The sequence below is a fragment of the Nocardioides sp. FY1077 genome (assembly GCF_058681775.1).
The window spans coordinates 311,202-330,493 of record NZ_JBZWDB010000005.1 but is presented as its reverse complement, the minus strand read 5'-3'; the positions used below and the strand labels follow the sequence as shown (position 1 = coordinate 330,493).

Below are 19,292 nucleotides of genomic sequence, written 5' to 3'. Positions count from 1 at the left end.
GTGCTCCCCCGTCGCTCCCCGGCCGCCTCGTCGCGGCCACGGCCGGCGATTCTGGGACGCGACAGGGGTCTTGCCGCAAGACCCCTGGTGCGCTATACGTTGAGAACGGAGGGAGACGTCGTCCCTCCCGCACCTCCCGGCGTGAGCCCGCCGCCGGTCGAGGAGCGACCTCGGCACGCACTCCCCGGTCGCGGAACCGACGTCCGGCCGTTGCCGCCCGGGCACGATGCGTCGTCAGTGTTCGCGTGCCCGCCAGACCAGTGCCGCCACCAGCGCGGTGGACGCACAGGCCGCCGCGCCGACGAACCCCCACGTCTGCGCCTGCCCGGAGTCGCCGGCCGCTGCCGTCGTGACGGCCACGACGGCTGCGAACAGCAGGCCCGCGGCGACCACGAACACCGGCCAGGGCGAGTGGCGGTGCCGTCCGCCGTTCGCGGCACGGCCTCCCGCGATCGTCAGCCGGGCGGCAGCGACGGCCAGCAGCACGGCCGCGACGACCACGAGGAGGTACCCCAGCCCGCTGAAGGCGCTGCCCGGGGCGAGGCAGCTCGGCTGGTCGTAGCGGTCCGGGCACCTCACCCCGGGGTCCGCCACCGCCGTGACGGCGAAGGCGACGGCACCTGAGACCACGGTGACGACCGCCAGCAGCTCAGCGTCGACCCGCCCCGACGCGTGCCGGGCGGTCGGCTTCGTCGTGGTCACCACCTCGCCACGTCGTGCGATCTCACGCGTCCTCCACATCGCAGGTGCAGACCTGTGCCGAACGTAGCGAACCCCTGCGGCGAGCCGCCCGGCCGTCGCGACGGTGGGCGGGTGTCTGGGGTCAGCCGTTCACGGCCACGTCGACGGCCACGAAGAACACGATCAGGACGAAGAGCACGCCGAAGAACAGCAGGAAGGCCAGCGCCGCGCCCGCCTCGACGTTCCACGGGGTGCCGTCGTTGTCCGACCAGTCCCGTGACGCCTCGAGCGTGTCGGGGTCGCCGGCGTCCAGACCCGCCTCGTACTCGTCCCACAGCCGCTGCCTGGCCGCGTCGTGCTGCTCCTGCTGCTCCTGACGCTGGCGCCACCAGTTCCGCATGCGCCGATGCTAGGCCCCACCTCCGGGGCGGGAGCCGACACCAGCCGCGCCGCTAGTTCGCGGGGACGACGGGCACGCGCAGCACCCTCCCGAACTCGGTGGCGAGCGCTCTGCGCGGGTGTGGCTCGACGCCACTGGTACGACGGCACTACAAGGGCACGCCGCCTCGACCACACCGCGCAGGCGGTACGCCGGGCACGATGGCAGTCATGGACCGGACCGACGCCACGAGCACGACCCGGCAGGCGCCGGCCCGCGTCGACGGCCCGGTCCTCGTGAGCAACCTCGTGGCTGGGGCCGTCCCTCTCGTGGTCGTCGCCTTCCTGAGCTGGCCGTTGTCGTCGGCAGGTGCTGCCTACGTCGTTGCCGTGAGCGTGTTCTTCGCCGCGGTGTACGCGAGGCCGGCGCTCACCAGACGCCACGAGGCGGCCGCGTGGGTCGTGCCGTGGCTGACAGCGGTCGCCCTGTGGGCCGGGGTGGGCGCGAGCATCGAAGGCGGCACGTCGACGTGGCTCCTGAACGTGTGGTTCGGCTTGGTCGTCGCGACGCCGTGCTACCTGGGGTGGCAGGCACTGGCGCTCGCCGTCCGGCAGCTGCTGTCCCTGGGCGTGCAGCCGCCCTCCGCCTGACGCGCACCGGCGGCGGCCCGTTGTCAGAGCACGCCCCGCCTCGGTGCCGCCTCGGTCGCCGTCGCCTCTTCTCGGGCCACCGTCCGCACGAGCCACGACGCGACCACCGCGGTGAGGGAGCTGACGAGTCCGAGGCCGACGACCATGAGCACCACGGCGATGAGCCGTCCGGCGGTGGTGACGGGGTACAGGTCGCCGTACCCGACGGTCGTGACGGTGGTGGTGGCCCACCACAGGGCGTCGCCGGCGGTCACGATGGTGGCCCCCTCGGCGTCCCGTTCCGCGTCGAGCACCGCGAGGGCACCGAGGCAGACCGCGGCGACGGCGGAGCCGGCGACGTAGAGCGACACCCGGCCCGCCAGGCCGTTGACCGCGGTGCGGTTCAGGATGCGGGCGAACGCCAGCAGCCGGAGCAGCCGGAGCGGACGCAGCATCGGCACGACGATGAGCGCGACGTCGTACCAGTGCCGCAGCGCGTAGGTCCCTCGATCGCCCGCCAGCGCGAGCCGGACGACGAAGTCCGCCGTGAACGCGCCCCACACCGCCCACGACACGGCGGTGAGGACGTCCGAGAGCGTGCGGTCGAGGTCCGGTTGCAGGACGGGCCAGGCGTAGGCGACCAGGAACGCGACGGCCAGCAGCAGGAGGGGGACCTCGGACCGGTCCTCCCACTGCTCGACGCGGGTGCGGGCAGCTCGGTCGTCACTCACGGGCGTGAAGGTACGGGTGCGGACGGTCCGAGGCCCATCCGGCGACGCTTCGTGAGCGCTGCGGTCGGGCCGCGGTGGTCTCGAGACGCTCGCCGGCGCTCGCTCCCGACCGCCGAGCCCGGCGCTCGCTCTCGACCACCGACGGAGCGCCAGGGACGCAGAGAGGGCCCGGCACGCGAGGTGTCTCGCGGGCCGGGCCCTCGTCTCTGCTCCCCCGGTTGGACTCGAACCAACAACCCTCCGGTTAACAGCCGAATGCTCTGCCAGTTGAGCTACAGGGGATCGGGTGCAGCGGGCACACATTAGCAAGGCGCCGGACCCCGGTGAAATCGGGCACCCCCGGCGGCGGGCGCGCCGGCCGGCGAGGTCAGCGGACGCCGACGGCGTCCTGCGCCGAGGCCAGCGCCTCGGCGGCGGCCGCCCGCACGGCGGGGTCGGTGGCGTCGACGCCCTCGTCGTACTGGAAGGACCACAGCACCGCTCCGGCGCCGCCCGGGGCCCGGCGGGCGACCACCCGCACCCCGCGGCGACCGGCCACCGGCACGTGGCGCTGCAGCAGCACCGAGGCGGTGACCCGCTCGCGCACCAGCTCGAGCAGCCGCCCCTCCTCGACGAGCACGAAGTGGTGGGTGGGGCGCGGTCCTGGGCCGTCGGAGGCCTCGGCCACGGTGAGGGTTGTGGTGTCGGCGTCCCAGTCGGCCGCCTCCACCCGCTCCCACGGCACCCGCGCGGCGCCGCGGCCGTCGACGGAGACGTAGAGGGCGTCGCGGGTGCCGCCGACCACACGCCCGTCGTCGGTGCGGCTCCAGGCCAGCAGCCGCTCGCCACGACCGACGTCGAGATCGGGGCGCTCCGACCTCGGGGAGCGCGCCCAGGGCAGCCGGCTCACGGCGTGCCGATGATGCGGTCGCGCAGGGCCCGGCGGTGCTGCTCGAGGGCGGCGAGCTCGCCGAACATGCGGTTGTAGGACTCCGCCTCCTCGACCGGGTTGGTGCGCTGCAGGCGCGACTTCACCGCGGCGATGCGGCGCAGGGTCGTGAGCTCGAGCAGGCGGAACACGTGGTGACCGACGTAGGCGGCGTCGGGGGCGCGGTCGGTGGGCAGCGGCTCCACCCCCAGCGCGGAGACCGCGGAGGCGGTCTCCGGGTCGACGGCCAGGTCGCGCAGGCGGCCCATCCAGGCGGGGTCGCCGGCCCCGGTGGCGGGCCCGCCGGCCTTCTCCACCAGCTCCCAGACCCCGCGGTAGGTGGGATGGGTGAAGTCGTTGGTGCCGATGTCGGCGGTGGTGCGCCCGATCGCCATCGGGTGCTGGACGACGAGCTTGAGCGTCTCGCGCTCGATGGTGAACCGCGGGTCACGCAGGTCGGGGACCGGACGCCGCGGGGCCGCAACGGGTGCGTCGGCCCCGTCGCCGGCCCCGGACGCGCCGGCGCCTGCGGCCCGGTCGCGGCCCTGGCCCGCGCCCCCGCCGGAGCGCCCGTCGCGGGCGTCGGGGCGCGCGGCGGGCCGGTTGGCGGCCCGGCGCACCTCGGCGCGGGCCTCGTCGGGGTCGATCCCGATCATCTGCGACAGCTCGCGGGAGAACGCGTCGACCTTCGACTTGTCGCGCACGCTGGTGACCAGCCGCGCCGCCTCGCGCAGCGCGTCGACGCGGCCGTCGGCGCGGTCGAGGTCGTACTTGCCGACGACGTTGGCCAGCACGAAGCGGTACAGCGGCACCCGGCGGGCCACCAGCTCGCGCACGGCGGCGTCGCCGGAGTCGACCCGCAGGTCGCACGGGTCCTTGCCGCTGGGCTCGACCGCGACGTAGGTCTGCGACACGAAGTTCTGGTCGCCGCCGAAGGCCCGCAGCGCCGCCTTCTGCCCGGCGGCGTCACCGTCGAAGGTGAAGATCACCTCGCCGCGGAACTCCTCGTGGTCGTTGAGGAACCGGCGCAGGATGCGGGAGTGCTCGTCGCCGAACGCCGTGCCGCAGGTGGCCACGGCCGTGCCGACGCCCGCGAGGTGGCAGGCCATCACGTCGGTGTAGCCCTCCACGATGACGGCCTGGGAGGACCGGGCGATCTCGCGGCGGGCCAGGTCGAGGCCGTAGAGCACCTGGCTCTTCTTGTAGATCGGCGTCTCGGAGGTGTTGAGGTACTTGGCGTCGATGCGGTCGTCGTCGAGCACCCGCCGGGCGCCGAAGCCGATGGTGTCGCCGCTGGCGTCGCGGATGGGCCACATCAGCCGGCCGCGGAAGCGGTCGTACGCCGAGCGGCCCACGGCCACCAACCCGCCGGTGACGAGCTCCTCCTGGCTGAACGCCTTGGCGCGCAGGTGGCGGAACAGGTCGTCGCCGCCGCGCGGGGAGAACCCGATGCCGAACTGCTCGGCCGCGGCCTGGTCGAAGCCCCGCTCCGCGAGGAACTGCCGCGCCACCAGGGCGTCGGGGGTGGCCAGCTGCTCGGCGTAGAACTCCTGGGCCTCGCGGTGGGCCTCCACCAGCCGGCTGCGCGACGGCCCGCGCGGACGGTCGTCGCGGGCGTCGCCCTCCTCGCGTCGCAGCTGCACGCCGAACTTGTCGGCCAGCCGCTCCACGGCCTCGGCGAACGACAGCCCGTCGACCTCCATCAGGAAGTTGATGACGTCGCCGCCCTTCTGGCAGCCGAAGCAGTGGTAGAAGCCGCGGCTGGGCGTCACGTGGAACGACGGCGACTTCTCGTCGTGGAACGGGCACAGGCCCTTCTGCGAGCCACCGCCGGCGTTGCGCAGCGTCACGTACTGCGAGACGACCTCGTCGATCCGGGCCTTCTCACGCACCTCGGCGATGCTGTCGTCCTTGATCAGGCCTACCACGGGGCGATCCTACGCACCGGCTCAGTAGTCGCCGGACATCACGTTGCCCAGCTCTTCGCCGGCGGCGAAGCGGGTGAGCTGCTCGCGCACGAGGCGGTGGGCGCGCGGCCACATCGCGCTGCTCGCGCCCCCGACGTGGGGCGACACCAGCAGGCCGGGCGCCGACCACAGCGGGTGGCCCGGCGGCAGCGGCTCGGGGTCGACGACGTCGACCGCGGCGCGCAGCCGGCCCGAGACCAGCTCGGCCAGCAGCGCGTCGGTGTCGACGACCGGTCCGCGGGCGAGGTTGACCAGCAGGGCGTCGTCCTTCATCGAGGCCAGCAGCGTCGCGTCGACCATCCCGCGGGTCTCGTCGGTGAGCGGCACGACGAGCACGACCACGTCGGCGCGGGGCACCAGGTCGGGCAGCTCGGCGAACCCGTGCACGCCGTCGCGGGCGGTGCGGGCCACCCGCACGACCTCGCACTCGAAGGGCAGCAGCCGCGCCTCGATCGCCTGCCCGATCGCGCCGTGGCCCACCAGCAGCACGGTCGTGTCGGCCAGCGACGGGCGCCAGGACGGCGCCCACTCCCCGCGGTCCTGGGCGCGCACGAACCCGGGCACGCCGCGCTGCGCGGCCAGCACCAGCGTGAGCGCGAGCTCGGCGGTGGAGGTGTCGTGGATGCCGCGGCCGTTGCACAGGGTGACCCCGTCGGGCACCACGGCGCGCACGTTGTCGACGCCCGCGGTGAGCAGCTGGAGCACCTCGAGGGAGGTCATCTGCTCGAGCGCGTCGGCCACCTCCGGGCCCACGGAGTAGGGGGCGACGAGGAAGCGGACGTCGCCGACGCTGCCGGGCAGGCCGCGGGCGGGGTCGACCACCTCGTAGCGCAGCCCCTCGGGCACCTCCCCCAGGTCGGCGGGGTCGAACGGCAGCCACACCAGGGGCAGGTCGGACCCGCTGCCCGGTGCGGGCTCGGTGGGGGCGGTCATCGGCGTCCTCTCAGTCGGGTGTGCCAGGCCACGGCGCTGGCGTCGGTCAGCGAGGCCACCTGGTCGACGACCACCCGCAGCCGCGCGGGGTCGTCGGGAGCCGCGGCCCAGTCGTCGGCGAAGGCCCGCTCGAGGGCCTCGGGACCGCGGTGAGACAGCAGCGCCACGAGCTCGGCGACCAGCTCGCGCTGCCGTGACATCGTGGCGAGGCGGTCGTCGGTCTGCATGACGTAGTGGGCGGCGATCCCCTTGAGCACGGCGATCTCGAGCCGGGTGTCCTCGGGCACGACGACGTCGGCGCCGTGGCGCACGAACGGGCCGTCGCCGGCGGCGAAGGTGGCCGCCTGCACGGCACCGCAGAAGCGGCCGACGAGGTCGCTGGTGAGGTTCTTCAGCGCGGCCAGGCTGCGCCGCGACGCGTCGTACGGCGCGGTCGGCCAGCTGCCCTGGGCGGCGAGGCGAGCCAGCACGTCGTCGAGGACGTCGTCGTCGGCCTCGGGCACGTACCAGGCGCGCACGGTGCTCCAGACCGCTGCGGTGTCGAGGCGGGTGAGCTCGACGTGGCCCACCACGATGCCGTCCTCGACGTCGTGCACGGAGTAGGCGACGTCGTCGGCGAGGTCCATCACCTGCGCCTCGACGCAGGCCCGCGGGCCGGTGGTGCCGGCGCGCAGCCACGAGAAGACGGGGGCGTCGTCGGCGTAGACGCCGTACTTGCCGGGCTCTCGGCCCGGCGGCTCCTGCCCGCGCGCCCACGGGTACTTGGTGCAGGCGTCGAGGGTGGCGCGGGTCAGGTTGAGGCCCACCGAGCGGCCCTCGGCGTCCACCGACTTGGCCTCGAGCCGGGTCAGCAGCCGCAGGGTCTGCGCGTTGCCCTCGAAGCCGCCGCACGACGCCGCGAGGTCGGCCAGCACCCGCTCGCCGTTGTGGCCGAACGGCGGGTGACCCAGGTCGTGGGCCAGCGCCGCGGTCTCCGCGACGTCGGGGGCGCTGCCCAGGGCCTTGGACAGGTCGCGCGCCACCTGGGCGACCTCGAGGCTGTGGGTGAGCCGGTTGCGCACGAAGTCGTCGGTGTGGGGCCCCACCACCTGCGTCTTGGCCGCCAGGCGACGCGACGCGGCGGCGTGCACGACCCGGGCGCGGTCGCGCTCGAACGGGGTGCGCTCGGGGGCGTCGACCCGCTTCGGCGGCTCGGGCACGAGTCGCTCGCGGGCGGCGGCGTCGTAGCGCTCCAGGGTGTCCATCGGGCCCGACTCTAGGCGGGAGCGCCGACGACCCCCGGGCTCGGGCCTCGGGGGTCGTCGGTGGTCGCGGGCGGCGCCGTGGGCGCCGGCGGGATCGGCCAGGGTCAGTACGTCGTGACGTGCACGTGGTCGAAGTGGTTCGCGGTGACCGACCCGCGGTCCTCCATCGCCCGCCAGCCCTCGCCGGCGCGGTCGACCGACCAGATCTGCTGGGAGTAGATGATGTAGTTCACCCCGAACTCCTGGTACCTGGACTGCACGAAGTCGCGCACCTGGTAGCCCAGGTCGCCGCTGACCATGATGTCGACCGCGATGCCCTGGGCGTGCTCACCGTCGCTGCGGAAGGTGCCGTAGGTGGTGATCGTCGGGAACGCCGCACACACCGCGGCGTGGATCGCCGCGATGTTCGGGCTGACCCCGCTCGGCACCGAGGTGCCGTTGCTGCAGGTGGCGTCGGCGACCTCCACCGACTCCGGCTCGCCGGCCGTGGCCTCCTCCGGCTCGGGCTCCGGCTCGGGCTCGACGGGCTTCTCGGTGACGAGGTAGCCGGCGCTCACCCAGCGGGCGCGCCCGTCGGTGACGAGCTCGACGCGGTCGGCGAAGGCTCGGCCGGTGACCAGCACCCGCTGGCCCTCCTCGACGAGGCCGAGCTGCTCGGCCGCGCCGGCGGGGGCCGACCACAGGTTGAGGTCGGCGGTGGTCCAGCGTCGCTCGTCGGCAGCGGCGACCGCGGCACGGACGGCGGCCGGGGCCATCAGCAGCTCGAGCCGGCTCGGCTCGCGCTCGAGGGTGAGCCCGGGGCGCACGGCGACGTCGGTGCGGTCGATGTTGCGCGAGACCGTGCTGCGCTCCGGCACGCCGGCGAGGGCGGCCAGGTCGTCGGCGGCGACACCGGCGCCGACGGCGGAGGTGAGCGAGGCCCCGGTCTGCGCCTGCGGCAGGCGGACGTCGGAGGACTCGGCGGTGACGACCCCGAGGGTCACCACGGAGGCCGTCGCGAAGAGGGCCAGGGGTCCGGCGAGGACGACGGCACGGGGCCGGGTCACCCGGTCGAGACCGAGGAGGCGGGTGGTGCGGCGGGCATTGGTGTCCCGCTTGTGGCGATGCTCTGCCACAGCGCTGATCCTTTGCTGTTGCGGGCGACTGCGCGGCTGCTGCCGGCATGAGGACGCCGCCCAGGGACCGGGCGGCGGAGTCACCGAGTGAAGCACAGTCCCGGGGTCGTCACGAACTCGGCGCGGGTAAAACTTGACGTGTCACCCGTCACCGGGGCTCACCCGCCGGTGGTGGCGTCGGCGTCCTCCGCCAGGCCGCTGCCGGTGCCGTCGGTGTCGTCGAGCCAGCCCTCGGGCAGCGCCACCCGCGCCCGCGGGGAGCCCTGGCGGCCCCGCGGCGTGCCCAGCGCGTCCACCGGGAACGGCTCGGCCGGGTCGAGCTCGCCGAGGAGCGCCTCGAGCCCGTCGAGGGTCTCGACGAGCCCGAGGCTGCGCCGCAGGTCGCCACCGACGGCGAAGCCCTTGAGGTACCAGGACACGTGCTTGCGGAACTCCTTGCAGCCCCGCTCCTCCCCCATGTGGCGGCACAGCAGCTCGGCGTGGCGGCGCATCACGTCGACGACCTCGCCGAGGACGGGCAGCGTGGCGACCTCCTCGCCCGCGAACGCCGCGGCGAGGTCGCGGAACAGCCACGGCCGACCGAGGCAGCCCCGGCCGACCACCACGCCGGCCGCGCCGGTCTGCTCCACCATCCGCAGCGCGTCGGCGGCCTCCCAGACGTCGCCGTTGCCGAGCACCGGGATGTCGACGTGGTCGACCAGGGCGGCGATGGCGTCCCAGTCGGCCGCACCCGAGTAGGCCTGGGCCACGGTGCGCCCGTGCAGCGCGATCGCGGCGCAGCCGCTCTCCTGGGCGATGCGCCCGGCGTCGAGGTAGGTGAGGTGGTCGTCGTCGATGCCCTTGCGGGTCTTCATCGTCACCGGCACGCCGTACGGCGCGGCCGCGGCCACCGCCTGCTCCAGGATCTCGCCGAGCAGCCCGCGCTTCCAGGGCAGCGCGCCGCCGCCGCCCTTGCGGGTCACCTTCGGCACCGGACAGCCGAAGTTGAGGTCGATGTGGGCGACGCCGTGGTCGGCGCAGAGGATCTCCGCGGCACGGGCGACGTAGCCGGGGTCGGTGCCGTAGAGCTGCACGGAGCGCGTGGTCTCGAGCTCGTCGAAGACCAGCATGTCGAGGGTGTGCCGGTCGCCCTCGACGAGCCCACGGCTGGTGATCATCTCGCACACGTAGAGCCCGGCGCCCTGCTCGGCGCACAGGCGGCGGTAGGCGGCGTTGGTGATGCCGGCCATCGGGGCCAGCACCACCGGGGTGGCGACGTGCAGCGACCCCAGCGTCAGCCCCGGGTGGGGCCGCGCCGCCCGGGTCGGCAGGTCGGTGGTCGCAGCGGTCACCGCGACATCCTCCGCCGACCGCCCACGGCCGCCCAAATCAGGCCGCGGGGCTCAGCCCTGGCGACCGGTGCGGTCCTGCGGGCGGCCGTCGCCGTCGGCGGCAGCGCCGCCGTTCCCGCCATCGCCGCCGTTCGCGCCGCGCGGGCGATCGTCGCCGAGCCGCTCGACCGGCCCGGTCCAGGTGATGGGGTCGAAGTCGGGGGTGGGCCGGAAGCTCACCTGCTCGAGGCTCCCGCCGTCGGGCACGAGGTAGACCAGGCACACCTGTGTGGTGTCCCCGGGTCGGAACGCCCGGGGGAAGGGCGTGGAGGCGCACGGCCGGAAGGTGCTGACGAACGACGTCGACTCGACCAGCACGTCCTCGTCGTCGACGGCGTAGAGCGGGACGCGACGTCCCCCGAGGTCGCTGCCGCCGACGTTCTCGACGCGTGCACGCACGAAGTAGGGCGACGAGCGGCGCACCGCCTTGGTCAGCTCCCAGCCCTCGAACGACTCCGCGAACGACGTCTCGACGAGCCCCGTGACCCGCACCGACAGTGCGCCGACACGGGCCTGGTCGGGGCGGTAGGCCACGACCGCCTGCTGACCCACGTCCAGCGCGGAGCCCTGGTCGGTCAGCTCGACGCCGTCGGGGACGGGCAGGTACGGCTCCTCGTCAGCGGCCGAGGAGCTGCCCGACGGGTCGTCGGACGCGCTGCCCGACGCGCCCGCGCTGCTGCTGGAGGCGTCCCCCGACGGCTCGGCCCCACCGCCCCCGCTGCAGGCCGCGAGGGCGGTGGCGAGGCTCGTGGTGGCGAGCAGGGCCCCGAGACGGGCTCGGCGGGACGTCATCGGGCCATTGTGCACAGCGCGCGGCTCAGCAACCGACGAATCGCTGCGCGAAGTAGGACGTGATGCCCTCCAGGCTGATCCGCTCCTGGCGCATGCTGTCGCGCTCGCGCACGGTGACGGCGCCGTCCTCGAGGGTGTCGAAGTCGACGGTCACGCAGTACGGCGTGCCGATCTCGTCCTGGCGCCGGTAGCGGCGCCCGATGGCCCCGGAGTCGTCGAAGTCGACGTTCCAGCTGCGGCGCAGCTCGGCAGCCAGCGCCTTGGCCTTCGGCGACAGGTCGGCGTTGCGGCTCAGTGGCAGCACCGCCACCTTGACCGGCGCCAGGCGCGGGTCGAGGCGCAGCACGGTGCGCTTGTCGACGCCGCCCTTGGTGTTGGGCGCCTCGTCCTCGACGTAGGCGTCGACCAGGAACGTCATCAGGCTGCGCGAGAGCCCGGCCGCGGGCTCGATCACGTACGGCATGTAGCGCTCGCCACCGGCCTGGTCGAAGTACGACAGGTCCTGGCCGGAGTGCTCGGAGTGGGTGGTGAGGTCGAAGTCGGTGCGGTTGGCGATGCCCTCGAGCTCGCCCCACTCCGACCCGGCGAAGCCGAAGCGGTACTCGATGTCGACCGTGCGCTTGGAGTAGTGGCTCAGCTTCTCCGGCGCGTGCTCGTAGTGGCGCAGGTTGTCGGGGTCGATGCCGAGGTCGACGTACCACTTGGTGCGCTCGTCGATCCAGTGCTGGTGCCACTCCTCGTCCTCGCCGGGCTTGACGAAGAACTCCATCTCCATCTGCTCGAACTCGCGGGTGCGGAAGATGAAGTTCCCGGGCGTGATCTCGTTGCGGAAGCTCTTGCCGATCTGCGCGATGCCGAACGGCGGCTTCATCCGCTGGCTGGTGACGACGTTGGCGAAGTTCAGGAAGATGCCCTGGGCGGTCTCGGGGCGCAGGTAGTGCAGCCCCGACTCGTCCTCGACCACGCCGAGGTAGGTCTTGAGGAGCCCGGAGAACTGGCGCGGCTCGGTCCAGGCGCCGCGGGTGCCGCAGTTGGGGCAGGCCAGCGTGGCCAGGTCGATCGTGTCGGGGTCGACCTCGGCGCCGCTCTTCTTCGCCGCCTTCTCGGCCGCCTCCTCCTGGAGGTGGTCGGCGCGGAAGCGCTTGTGGCACGACTGGCACTCGGTGAGCGGGTCGGAGAAGGTCGCGACGTGGCCGCTGGCCTCCCACGTGCGCCGCGGCAGGATCACGCTGGAGTCGAGGCCGACGACGTCGTCGCGCATCCGCACCATCGAGGCCCACCACTGGCGCTTGATGTTGTCCTTGAGCTCGACGCCGAGCGGGCCGTAGTCCCACGCCGACCGGGTGCCGCCGTAGATCTCGCCGCACGGGTAGACGAACCCCCGGCGCTTGGCGAGCGAGACGACGTTGTCGACGACGGACGGGGGCGGCTTGGCCACTTCAGCTCCTGCTGTCGGCGGACCGGCTGGCTGTCGGTCCCTGCGAAGCGCTCACCCTAACGAGCGCGGGGCCACCACGTTCAGGTCGGTCCCCGGCTCCACGACCTCGTAGGCGCTGGGCTCGTCGACCGCCCGGTAGAGCACCGGCACGGCGCGCATCTTCACGTCGTGCGCCGACAGCGCGCGGCGGTAGGCGCCGACGTGCTCCCAGCGCGTGGTGAGCACCCACAGGGTCGGGTCGTCCACGTTGCGCCCGATGGTGGAGGCGAGGTGACCGGGGCGGGCGGCGAGCGCGTCGCGGGCGTCCTCCAGGGCGAGGCGGAAGGCCGGCTGGTCGCCGGGCTCGACGCGGAAGCGGTTGACCACGATCACGGCCCGAGCCTAGGGCCCCCGGGCGCCCCACCGAATTGACAACCGTTCTCAGCGCGACCGAGAATCGTTCTCATGCAGATCTCGCCCCGTCCCCGTGCCGCCGCCCTGGCCGCCACCGCTGTCGCCGCCTCCCTGGTCCTCAGCTCCTGCGGCGCCCTGTCCAACGACGCCGCAGCCGGCGACGACGGCGAGCTCGTGGTCACCGCGGCGTTCTACCCGCTGCAGTTCGTCACGCAGCGCGTCGTCGGCGACCGCGCCGAGGTCGGCAACCTGACCAAGCCCGGCGGCGAGCCGCACGACCTCGAGCTGTCGGTGGGCCAGACCGCGGAGGTCAGCGCAGCCGACCTCGTGGTCTACGAGGCCGACTTCCAGCCTGCCGTCGACGCGGCGGTCGCCGAGGCGGGCGGCACCACGCTCGACGCCGCCGAGGTCGTCGACCTGGTGGCCTTCGACGAGCACGAGGCGCACGCCGAGGACGAGCACGAGCACGCGGGCGAGACCGAGGAGGAGCACGCCGAGCACGCCGAGGGCGAGGACGAGCACGCGGGCGAGACCGAGGAGGAGCACGCCGCGCACGAGGGCGAGGAGGAGCACGACCACGGCGAGCACGACCCGCACTTCTGGCTCGACCCCGAGCGCCTGGCCGTGCTCGGCGACGAGGTGGCCGAGCAGCTGGCCGAGGTCGACCCCGACGGCGCCGACACCTACGCCGCCAACGCCGCCGCCCTGCGCGACGACCTGGAGACCCTCGACGGCGAGCTCGCCGACGGCCTCGCCGACTGCGAGCGCTCGACCATCGTGGTCTCCCACGACGCCTTCGGCTACCTCGACAAGTACGGCGTGGAGATCGAGCCGATCGCCGGGCTCTCCCCCGACGCCGAGCCCACGCCGGCCGACCTCGCGCGCCTGCAGGAGGTCATCGACGCCGACGGCATCACGACGGTGTTCTCGGAGCGGCTGGTCTCCCCCGCGCTGAGCGAGTCGCTGGCCAGCGACATGGGCATCGAGACCGCCGTGCTCGACCCGATCGAGGGCCTCAGTGACGACACCGCCGACCAGGACTACCTTTCCCTGATGCGCGACAACCTCACGGCCCTGCAGGCCGCCAACGGGTGCCGGTGACCGGCACACCCCCCGCACCCGGCCCAGGGCCCGGCACCGACCACGAGGTCGGCGCCGGGCCCGAGGTCGTGGTGCGCCTGCGCGACGGCGCCGTGGCCATCGGCGGACGCCCCGTGCTGCGCGGCATCGACCTCACCGTGCACCGCGGTGACTTCGTCGCGCTGATGGGTGCCAACGGCTCCGGCAAGTCGACACTGGTGCGCGCCCTCACCGGCCTGCGACCCCTCACCACGGGGCGCCTCGAGCTCTTCGGCACCCCCATCGGCGAGGTGGGCGACTGGCGGCGCGTGGGCTACGTGCCGCAGCGCACCGGCGCGTCGTCGGGCGTGCCGGCCTCGGTGTGGGAGGTCGTCGCCTCCGGCCGGCTCACCCACCGCCGGCTGCTGCGTCCGCTCGGGCGCGCCGACCGCCGCGCGATCGCCGACGCACTGGACGTCGTGGGCCTGGCCGACCGGGCCCGCGACGGCGTCTCGCAGCTCTCGGGCGGCCAGCAGCAGCGGGTGCTGATCGCCCGGGCGCTGGCCGGGCAGCCCGAGCTGTTCTTCCTCGACGAGCCCACCGCCGGCGTCGACCTGCCCCACCAGCAGGCGCTCGCCGACTCGCTGCAGCGGCTCGCGGAGCGGGGGGCCACCATCGTGCTGGTCGCCCACGAGCTGGGCCCCCTCGCCCCGCTGGTCGACCGCGCCGTGGTGATGCGCGACGGCCGGGTCGTCCACGACGGCCGCCCGCTGGCCGACCACGAGGTGCACCAGCCGTGGTGGGGCGAGACGCACTCCCACCACCACGCCGCCCACCGTGACCGCGCCCGCCACGACCACGTGCCCCACGTCGCCTCCCCGCTCGAGGCCCGACCCGACGGAGACCACCCGTGAGCTTCCTCGAGCTCTTCTCGCTGGACTTCATGCAGCGCGCGCTGATCGCGGCGGTGTTCGTCGGCCTGGCCGCCCCCGCCGTCGGCACCTACCTCGTGCAGCGCCGCCTGGCCCTGATGGGCGACGGCATCGGCCACGTCGCGGTCACCGGCGTGGCCCTCGGCCTGCTGACCGGCACCTCGCCGACCTGGACCGCGGTGGTGGTGGCCGTGCTCGGCGCGGTGTTGATCGAGGTGATCCGCGAGCGCGGGCACACCAACGGCGACGTCGCCCTGGCGCTGCTGTTCTACGGCGGCCTGGCCGGCGGCGTGCTGCTCACCGGCCTGGGCGGGCAGAGCGCGGCCCGGTTGCAGACCTACCTCTTCGGCTCGATCCTCACCATCTCCGTGGCCGACGTGCTCACCACGATGGTGCTGGCCGCGGTGGTGGTGGTGCTCGGCGTCGGCCTGGCGCCCCAGCTGTTCGCCGTGGCCCAGGACCAGGAGTTCGCCCGGGTGGCCGGGCTCAACGTGCGCGCCTACAACCTGCTGGTCGCGGTGATGGCGGCGGTCAGCGTGACCGTGGCGATGCGCACCGTCGGCCTGCTGCTGGTCTCGGCGCTGATGGTGGTGCCGGTGGCGACCTCGCAGCAGCTCACCCGGTCGTTCCGCACGACCCTGGTGGCGGCGATGGCGCTCGGCACGGTGTCGTCGCTGGGCGGCCTGGTGATCGCGGCGCTGGTGCCGGCCGGGGTGTCGGTGTCGTCGGGGCCGACCATCGTGCTGCTGTCGCTGGCGTTCTTCCTCCTGACCTGGCCGGTGGGGGTGTGGCTGCGGCACCGCCAGGCGCTGCGGGCGCCGTTCCCCACCGACCCCGACGCCTCCGGCCCGCCCGACGTCGCCGGGGCCGGCACCGCCGGCGCCGCGTCGTGCTCCGCCGACGACCCGGAGCACCGCGACCACGCCCACGGCCCGGCCTGCGGTCACGTCGCCGTGCCCCACGGCGACCACGTCGACTACGTTCACGACGGACACCGCCACGCCCCGCACGGGAGGCACTATGACGAGCACTGAGCCCACCGCCGGGCCCGGCACCGAACCCGCCGACGACCGCGGCACCGGCGCGAGCGCCGAGGTCCCGGCCGCCGACGGCCCCGCGCCGCTGCGCCCCACCCGGCAGCGGCGCGCGGTGGGCGAGGTGTTGACGTCGTTCCGCGACTTCCGCTCCGCGCAGGACATCCACGAGCTGCTGCGCTCCCGCGGCGAGGCCGTGGGCCTGGCCACGGTCTACCGCACCCTGCAGCGTCTCGCCGACGCCGGCGAGATCGACATGCTGCGCAGCGAGGACGGCGAGGCCATCTACCGCGCCTGCTCGACCACGCACCACCACCACCTGGTGTGCCGCTCCTGCGGGCGCACCGTGGAGGTGGAGGGTCCCGCCGTGGAGCGGTGGACGAGCGCCATCGCCGACGAGCACGGCTACGGCGACGTCAGCCACACCCTCGAGATCTTCGGCACCTGCCCCGCCTGCCGCGGCGCGTAGGCTGGGCGCACGTCGACCGGAGGTGCCCATGACCGAGCCGCAGAGCCAGCCCGTGCCGCAGCATGACGCCCACCCGGACGCCCGCGCGCGCTACCGCCACCTGCCCGACCCGGTGCGGCTCGCCGACACCCTGCCCGCGCACGACGTGCGCCGTCACCCCGAGGACGGCGACGACGCCGCCCGCGAGACCACCCGGTCGCTGCACACGGCCGCCGGGTGAGCCCGGTGGCGGCGACGCCCCTGCAGGTCGTGGTGATGGGGGTCTCCGCGACCGGCAAGACGTCGGTGGCCGTGCGGCTCGCCGCCGCGCTGGGGTGGGAGATGGTGGAGGGTGACGACCTGCACCCCGCGGCCAACGTCGCCAGGATGGCGGCCGGCACCCCGTTGACCGACGACGACCGACGCCCGTGGCTCGACCGGGTGGCCGCCGAGATGGCCGCCGACGCCGCCGCCGGGCGTCCCGGCGTGGTCACCTGCTCCGCGCTGCGCCGCACCTACCGCGACCGCCTGCGGGTGGGCGGCGCGGCGGTGTTCTTCCTCCACCTCGCCGCCGACTACGACGTGCTCGAGGCGCGGATGGCCCGCCGCGAGCGGCACTTCATGCCGACCTCGCTGCTGCGCAGCCAGTTCGCCACCCTCGAGCCGCTGGAGCCCGACGAGGACGGCGCGGTCGTCGACGTCGGCCCGCCGCTCGACGACGTGGTCGCCGCGGCCACCCGGGTCGTGCGCGAGCGCCTGGCGCGCTAGCCCGGGTCGGGCCGTGCGCCGCCGTAGCGGCGGTCGCGGCTGGCGTAGGTCTCGATCGCCGACCACAGCGCACGCCGGTCGACGTCGGGCCACAGCACGTCGGTGAACACCATCTCGGCGTACGCCGCCTGCCACAGCATGAAGTTCGACAGCCGCTGCTCCCCCGAGGTGCGCCAGACCAGGTCGGCGTCGGCCAGGTCGGGCAGGTAGAGGTGGCGCGCGAAGGTCCTCTCGGTGATCCGCTCCGGGTCGAGCCTGCCGGCGGCGACCTCCCGGGCGATCGAGCGCGCGGTGTCGGCGAGCTCGGCGCGCCCGCCGTAGTTGACGCACATCGTCAGCGTCAGCACGTCGTTGTCGCGGGTGAGCTCCTCGGCGACCTGCAGCTCCCGGATCACCGAGCGCCACAGCCGCGGGGTGCGTCCGGCCCAGCGCACCCGCACCCCCAGCTCGTGCATCTCGTCGCGGCGGCGGCGGATGACGTCGCGGTTGAAGCCCATCAGGAACTTGACCTCGTCGGGCGAGCGCGACCAGTTCTCGGTGGAGAAGGCGTACGCCGAGATGGCCTTGACCCCGATCTCGATGGCGCCCTCGACGACGTCGAACAGCGACGACTCCCCCGCCTCGTGCCCACGGGTGCGGGGCAGCCCGCGGTCCTTGGCCCAGCGACCGTTGCCGTCCATCACGATCGCGACGTGGCCCGGCACGAGCTCGTGGGGCAGCTGGGGCGGGCGGGCACCGGAGGGGTGCGGCGTGGGGGGACGGACGGCGCGCTTCACCGGGCCGACTCTAGTGGCGCGGCTCAGCGCTCGACGTGCTCCATCGAGCGCAGCCCGCGCTCGAGGTGCCAGTGCAGGTACGCCGCCACCAGGCCGCTGGCCTCCTTGCGGGTGCGGGCGTCGGCGGCGGCCACCGCGGGCCAGTCACCGGCCAGCAGCGAGCCGAGCAGCTCGAGGGTGACCGCGGCCGGGCTGGCCGAGCCGGGCACCCGGCAGGTCGCGCAGAGCACCCCGCCCATCGAGTGGTTGAACCAGCGGTGGGGGCCCTCCACGCCGCAGCGGGCGCAGTGGTCGAACGACGGGGCGTACCCGGCCACCGCCAGCGAGCGCAGCAGGTAGGAGTCGAGGACCTGGCTGGGCCCCTTGTCGCCGGCCACCATCGCGCGCAGGCCGCCCACGAGCAGCAGGAACTGCTGCAGCGACGGCTCGCGCTCCTCGGTGACCAGCCGCTCGGCGGTCTCCAGCATCACGGTGCCGGCGGTGTAGCGCTCGTAGTCGAGCCCCACCCCGGCCGCGAACGGGTCGAGGGTCACGGCCTGGGTGACCACGTCGAGGTTGCGGCCCTCGGCGAGCTGGAGGTCGACGTGGGTGAACGGCTCGAGCCGGGAGCCGAACTTCGAGGTGGTGCGACGCACCCCCTTGGCGACCGCGCGCACCCGGCCGTGGTGGCGGGTGAGGAGGGTGATGATGCGGTCGGCCTCCCCCAGCTTGTGGGTGCGCAGCACGATCGCCTCGTCGCGGTAGAGAGGCACCCGGCCATTCTGCCTGCCCGCCGGTCGGGTCAGCCGCTCGAGCGGGACCCGGCGCGCCGGGAGCGGCGCGGGGTGCGCCAGCAGGCGGTGCAGAAGTCGGCCGCGGCGCGGTCGAGCCGCGCCGGGGAGACGCGCCACTCCAGGATGCTGCGGGCGCGCACGAACGTGGCGTTCGGCATCTCCTCGGCCAGCATCGCGGCGTCGGCGGCCGGGTGCACCGGGTCGGCGGGGTGGCCCACCACCAGCGCGGGCGCCGTGATGGCCCGGCGCTGCCGCGACGACGGCGCGAGGCGCCCGAAGAACATCCCGTGCACCACGGCGGCGACGCTGTCGGCGCGCTGGTCGAGGGTGTCGAGCAGGATCCCGGCCCAGAACGGCACCAGCCCGCGCGGCACCGGCCGGGTGAGCCGGCGCACGACGGTGACGCTCAGCGGCAGGAAGCGCGCGGCGAGCAGCAGCGGGGCGTAGGTGACGATCCCGGCCTCGACGGCGTTGTCGAGCACCGGCATCTCCAGCAGCAGCCCGCGCACCCGCTCGGGGGCCAGCACCGCCACCTCGAGCGAGACGTTGGCGCCCATCGAGGTGCCCCCGATCACGGCCTGCGCCGCACCGAGGTGGTCGAGCAGCGCCACGACCTGCTCGGCGAACGCCGTCGTCGAGTACGACATCGGGTCGGCCGGGCGGTCGGAGCGGCCGTGCCCGAGCAGGTCGACGGTGACCACGTGCAGCCCGTCGGCGGCCAGGGCACGCGCCAGCGGCTGGTGCATGCGCCGCGGCATCAGCTGGCCGTGCACCAGCACCACCCAGGCGTCGCCGCCGCCGTACTCGGTGAACTCGACGCGGTCGCGCCCCGCCTCGCTCTCCAGGAAGAACTGGCCGATGCGCTCGGAGACCAACATGCGGCGAATGTATGCGGGCCGGGCCCGCGCCCGCCGATGATGACC

Annotated in this window: 22 protein-coding genes and 1 tRNA gene; 7 read left to right on the top strand and 16 right to left on the bottom strand. The window is 74.4% G+C overall.

The window, feature by feature from the left end:
• Positions 1 to 234: 234 nt before the first annotated feature.
• Together AC4OR8_RS18685 and AC4OR8_RS18680 are read right to left on the bottom strand one after the other, a co-directional pair.
• On the bottom strand, positions 235 to 702 hold the full coding sequence (locus tag AC4OR8_RS18685; protein WP_492167113.1) for a hypothetical protein: 468 nt from the start codon (positions 700 to 702) through the stop codon (positions 235 to 237).
• Between the two features lie 121 nt (positions 703 to 823).
• The gene (locus AC4OR8_RS18680) at positions 824 to 1,081 is read right to left on the bottom strand and encodes a hypothetical protein (RefSeq protein ID WP_492167112.1); all 258 of its coding nucleotides are present in this window, start codon (positions 1,079 to 1,081) and stop codon (positions 824 to 826) included.
• Positions 1,082 to 1,290: 209 nt separating this feature from the next.
• Here AC4OR8_RS18680 and AC4OR8_RS18675 point away from each other — a divergent pair, with 209 nt between their 5' ends.
• Positions 1,291 to 1,710 carry a hypothetical protein gene (locus tag AC4OR8_RS18675; RefSeq protein ID WP_492167111.1) on the top strand — a complete coding sequence of 140 codons (420 nt, stop codon included), beginning with the start codon at positions 1,291 to 1,293 and terminating at the stop codon, positions 1,708 to 1,710.
• A 23-nt stretch (positions 1,711 to 1,733) separates the two neighbouring features.
• Here the strand turns inward: AC4OR8_RS18675 and AC4OR8_RS18670 are convergent, their stop codons facing one another.
• The 11 genes from AC4OR8_RS18670 to AC4OR8_RS18620 all read right to left on the bottom strand — a co-directional run bounded on the left by AC4OR8_RS18670 (position 1,734) and on the right by AC4OR8_RS18620 (position 12,558).
• Positions 1,734 to 2,420: a potassium channel family protein gene (locus AC4OR8_RS18670; protein ID WP_492167110.1), complete on the bottom strand. Its 687-nt coding sequence runs from the start codon at positions 2,418 to 2,420 to the stop codon at positions 1,734 to 1,736.
• A 209-nt stretch (positions 2,421 to 2,629) separates the two neighbouring features.
• A tRNA-Asn gene (locus tag AC4OR8_RS18665) sits at positions 2,630 to 2,702 on the bottom strand.
• An 85-nt stretch (positions 2,703 to 2,787) separates the two neighbouring features.
• Positions 2,788 to 3,309, bottom strand: a complete 522-nt coding sequence (locus AC4OR8_RS18660) for a hypothetical protein (protein WP_492167109.1) — start codon at positions 3,307 to 3,309, stop codon at positions 2,788 to 2,790.
• Positions 3,306 to 5,255, bottom strand: coding sequence for a DNA primase (gene dnaG, locus AC4OR8_RS18655; RefSeq protein WP_492167108.1), 1,950 nt, complete (start codon positions 5,253 to 5,255; stop codon positions 3,306 to 3,308). Before dnaG ends, AC4OR8_RS18660 begins: the two co-directional genes overlap by 4 nt.
• A 21-nt stretch (positions 5,256 to 5,276) precedes the next feature.
• The gene (locus AC4OR8_RS18650; RefSeq protein WP_492167107.1) at positions 5,277 to 6,227 is read right to left on the bottom strand and encodes a 2-hydroxyacid dehydrogenase; all 951 of its coding nucleotides are present in this window, start codon (positions 6,225 to 6,227) and stop codon (positions 5,277 to 5,279) included.
• Complete coding sequence (locus AC4OR8_RS18645) at positions 6,224 to 7,471, bottom strand: deoxyguanosinetriphosphate triphosphohydrolase (protein WP_492167106.1); 1,248 nt, start codon at positions 7,469 to 7,471, stop codon at positions 6,224 to 6,226. Before AC4OR8_RS18645 ends, AC4OR8_RS18650 begins: the two co-directional genes overlap by 4 nt.
• Before the next feature lie 104 nt (positions 7,472 to 7,575).
• Entirely contained in the window at positions 7,576 to 8,586 is a 1,011-nt protein-coding gene (locus AC4OR8_RS18640; RefSeq protein ID WP_492167105.1) for a VldE C-terminal domain-containing protein, read from the bottom strand.
• Between the two features lie 158 nt (positions 8,587 to 8,744).
• Positions 8,745 to 9,917, bottom strand: coding sequence for a tRNA dihydrouridine synthase DusB (gene dusB, locus AC4OR8_RS18635; RefSeq protein WP_492167104.1), 1,173 nt, complete (start codon positions 9,915 to 9,917; stop codon positions 8,745 to 8,747).
• Between the two features lie 51 nt (positions 9,918 to 9,968).
• Positions 9,969 to 10,748 carry a hypothetical protein gene (locus AC4OR8_RS18630; protein WP_492167103.1) on the bottom strand — a complete coding sequence of 260 codons (780 nt, stop codon included), beginning with the start codon at positions 10,746 to 10,748 and terminating at the stop codon, positions 9,969 to 9,971.
• Between the two features lie 25 nt (positions 10,749 to 10,773).
• Positions 10,774 to 12,186 (bottom strand): glycine--tRNA ligase, encoded by a 1,413-nt coding sequence (locus AC4OR8_RS18625; protein ID WP_492167102.1) that lies wholly within the window; start codon positions 12,184 to 12,186, stop codon positions 10,774 to 10,776.
• Between the two features lie 51 nt (positions 12,187 to 12,237).
• A complete protein-coding gene (locus AC4OR8_RS18620; RefSeq protein WP_492167101.1) occupies positions 12,238 to 12,558 on the bottom strand; it encodes an antibiotic biosynthesis monooxygenase family protein in 321 nt (106 codons plus the stop codon).
• A 72-nt stretch (positions 12,559 to 12,630) separates the two neighbouring features.
• On the opposite strand from AC4OR8_RS18620, the gene AC4OR8_RS18615 reads away from it, so the two are divergent.
• Genes AC4OR8_RS18615 through AC4OR8_RS18590 form a run of 6 tightly spaced genes read left to right on the top strand, consistent with a single transcriptional unit; the run spans position 12,631 to position 16,820 of the window.
• Positions 12,631 to 13,680 (top strand): metal ABC transporter substrate-binding protein, encoded by a 1,050-nt coding sequence (locus AC4OR8_RS18615; RefSeq protein ID WP_492167100.1) that lies wholly within the window; start codon positions 12,631 to 12,633, stop codon positions 13,678 to 13,680.
• Positions 13,677 to 14,552: a metal ABC transporter ATP-binding protein gene (locus AC4OR8_RS18610; RefSeq protein WP_492167099.1), complete on the top strand. Its 876-nt coding sequence runs from the start codon at positions 13,677 to 13,679 to the stop codon at positions 14,550 to 14,552. Before AC4OR8_RS18615 ends, AC4OR8_RS18610 begins: the two co-directional genes overlap by 4 nt.
• Positions 14,549 to 15,604 carry a metal ABC transporter permease gene (locus tag AC4OR8_RS18605; protein ID WP_492167098.1) on the top strand — a complete coding sequence of 352 codons (1,056 nt, stop codon included), beginning with the start codon at positions 14,549 to 14,551 and terminating at the stop codon, positions 15,602 to 15,604. The genes AC4OR8_RS18610 and AC4OR8_RS18605 overlap by 4 nt, the downstream gene beginning before the upstream one ends.
• Positions 15,591 to 16,073: a Fur family transcriptional regulator gene (locus AC4OR8_RS18600; protein WP_492167097.1), complete on the top strand. Its 483-nt coding sequence runs from the start codon at positions 15,591 to 15,593 to the stop codon at positions 16,071 to 16,073. The genes AC4OR8_RS18605 and AC4OR8_RS18600 overlap by 14 nt, the downstream gene beginning before the upstream one ends.
• Positions 16,074 to 16,101: 28 nt before the next feature.
• A complete protein-coding gene (locus AC4OR8_RS18595) occupies positions 16,102 to 16,293 on the top strand; it encodes a hypothetical protein (RefSeq protein ID WP_492167096.1) in 192 nt (63 codons plus the stop codon).
• Entirely contained in the window at positions 16,290 to 16,820 is a 531-nt protein-coding gene (locus tag AC4OR8_RS18590; protein WP_492167095.1) for a gluconokinase, read from the top strand. The genes AC4OR8_RS18595 and AC4OR8_RS18590 overlap by 4 nt, the downstream gene beginning before the upstream one ends.
• Here AC4OR8_RS18590 and AC4OR8_RS18585 read toward each other — a convergent pair.
• From AC4OR8_RS18585 to AC4OR8_RS18575, 3 genes are read right to left on the bottom strand one after another with little or no spacing between them, the layout of a single operon-like run.
• Positions 16,817 to 17,596 (bottom strand): isoprenyl transferase, encoded by a 780-nt coding sequence (locus AC4OR8_RS18585; RefSeq protein WP_492167094.1) that lies wholly within the window; start codon positions 17,594 to 17,596, stop codon positions 16,817 to 16,819. The genes AC4OR8_RS18590 and AC4OR8_RS18585 overlap by 4 nt on opposite strands.
• Positions 17,597 to 17,619: 23 nt before the next feature.
• The gene (recO, locus tag AC4OR8_RS18580; RefSeq protein ID WP_492167093.1) at positions 17,620 to 18,348 is read right to left on the bottom strand and encodes a DNA repair protein RecO; all 729 of its coding nucleotides are present in this window, start codon (positions 18,346 to 18,348) and stop codon (positions 17,620 to 17,622) included.
• Positions 18,349 to 18,377: 29 nt separating this feature from the next.
• Complete coding sequence (locus AC4OR8_RS18575; RefSeq protein WP_492167092.1) at positions 18,378 to 19,247, bottom strand: alpha/beta fold hydrolase; 870 nt, start codon at positions 19,245 to 19,247, stop codon at positions 18,378 to 18,380.
• Between the last annotated feature and the right edge of the window lie 45 nt (positions 19,248 to 19,292).

Bases quoted from the DNA above. Each gene is read 5' to 3' on its own strand.
- AC4OR8_RS18680 (WP_492167112.1), bottom strand. From the start codon at position 1,081: ATGCGGAACTGGTGGCGCCAGCGTCAGGAGCAGCAGGAGCAGCACGAC.
- AC4OR8_RS18675 (WP_492167111.1), top strand. From the start codon at position 1,291: ATGGACCGGACCGACGCCACGAGCACGACCCGGCAGGCGCCGGCCCGC.
- AC4OR8_RS18650 (WP_492167107.1), bottom strand. From the start codon at position 6,227: ATGACCGCCCCCACCGAGCCCGCACCGGGCAGCGGGTCCGACCTGCCC.
- AC4OR8_RS18645 (WP_492167106.1), bottom strand. From the start codon at position 7,471: ATGGACACCCTGGAGCGCTACGACGCCGCCGCCCGCGAGCGACTCGTG.
- AC4OR8_RS18630 (WP_492167103.1), bottom strand. From the start codon at position 10,748: ATGACGTCCCGCCGAGCCCGTCTCGGGGCCCTGCTCGCCACCACGAGC.
- AC4OR8_RS18615 (WP_492167100.1), top strand. From the start codon at position 12,631: ATGCAGATCTCGCCCCGTCCCCGTGCCGCCGCCCTGGCCGCCACCGCT.
- AC4OR8_RS18600 (WP_492167097.1), top strand. From the start codon at position 15,591: ATGACGAGCACTGAGCCCACCGCCGGGCCCGGCACCGAACCCGCCGAC.
- AC4OR8_RS18595 (WP_492167096.1), top strand. From the start codon at position 16,102: ATGACCGAGCCGCAGAGCCAGCCCGTGCCGCAGCATGACGCCCACCCG.
- AC4OR8_RS18575 (WP_492167092.1), bottom strand. From the start codon at position 19,247: ATGTTGGTCTCCGAGCGCATCGGCCAGTTCTTCCTGGAGAGCGAGGCG.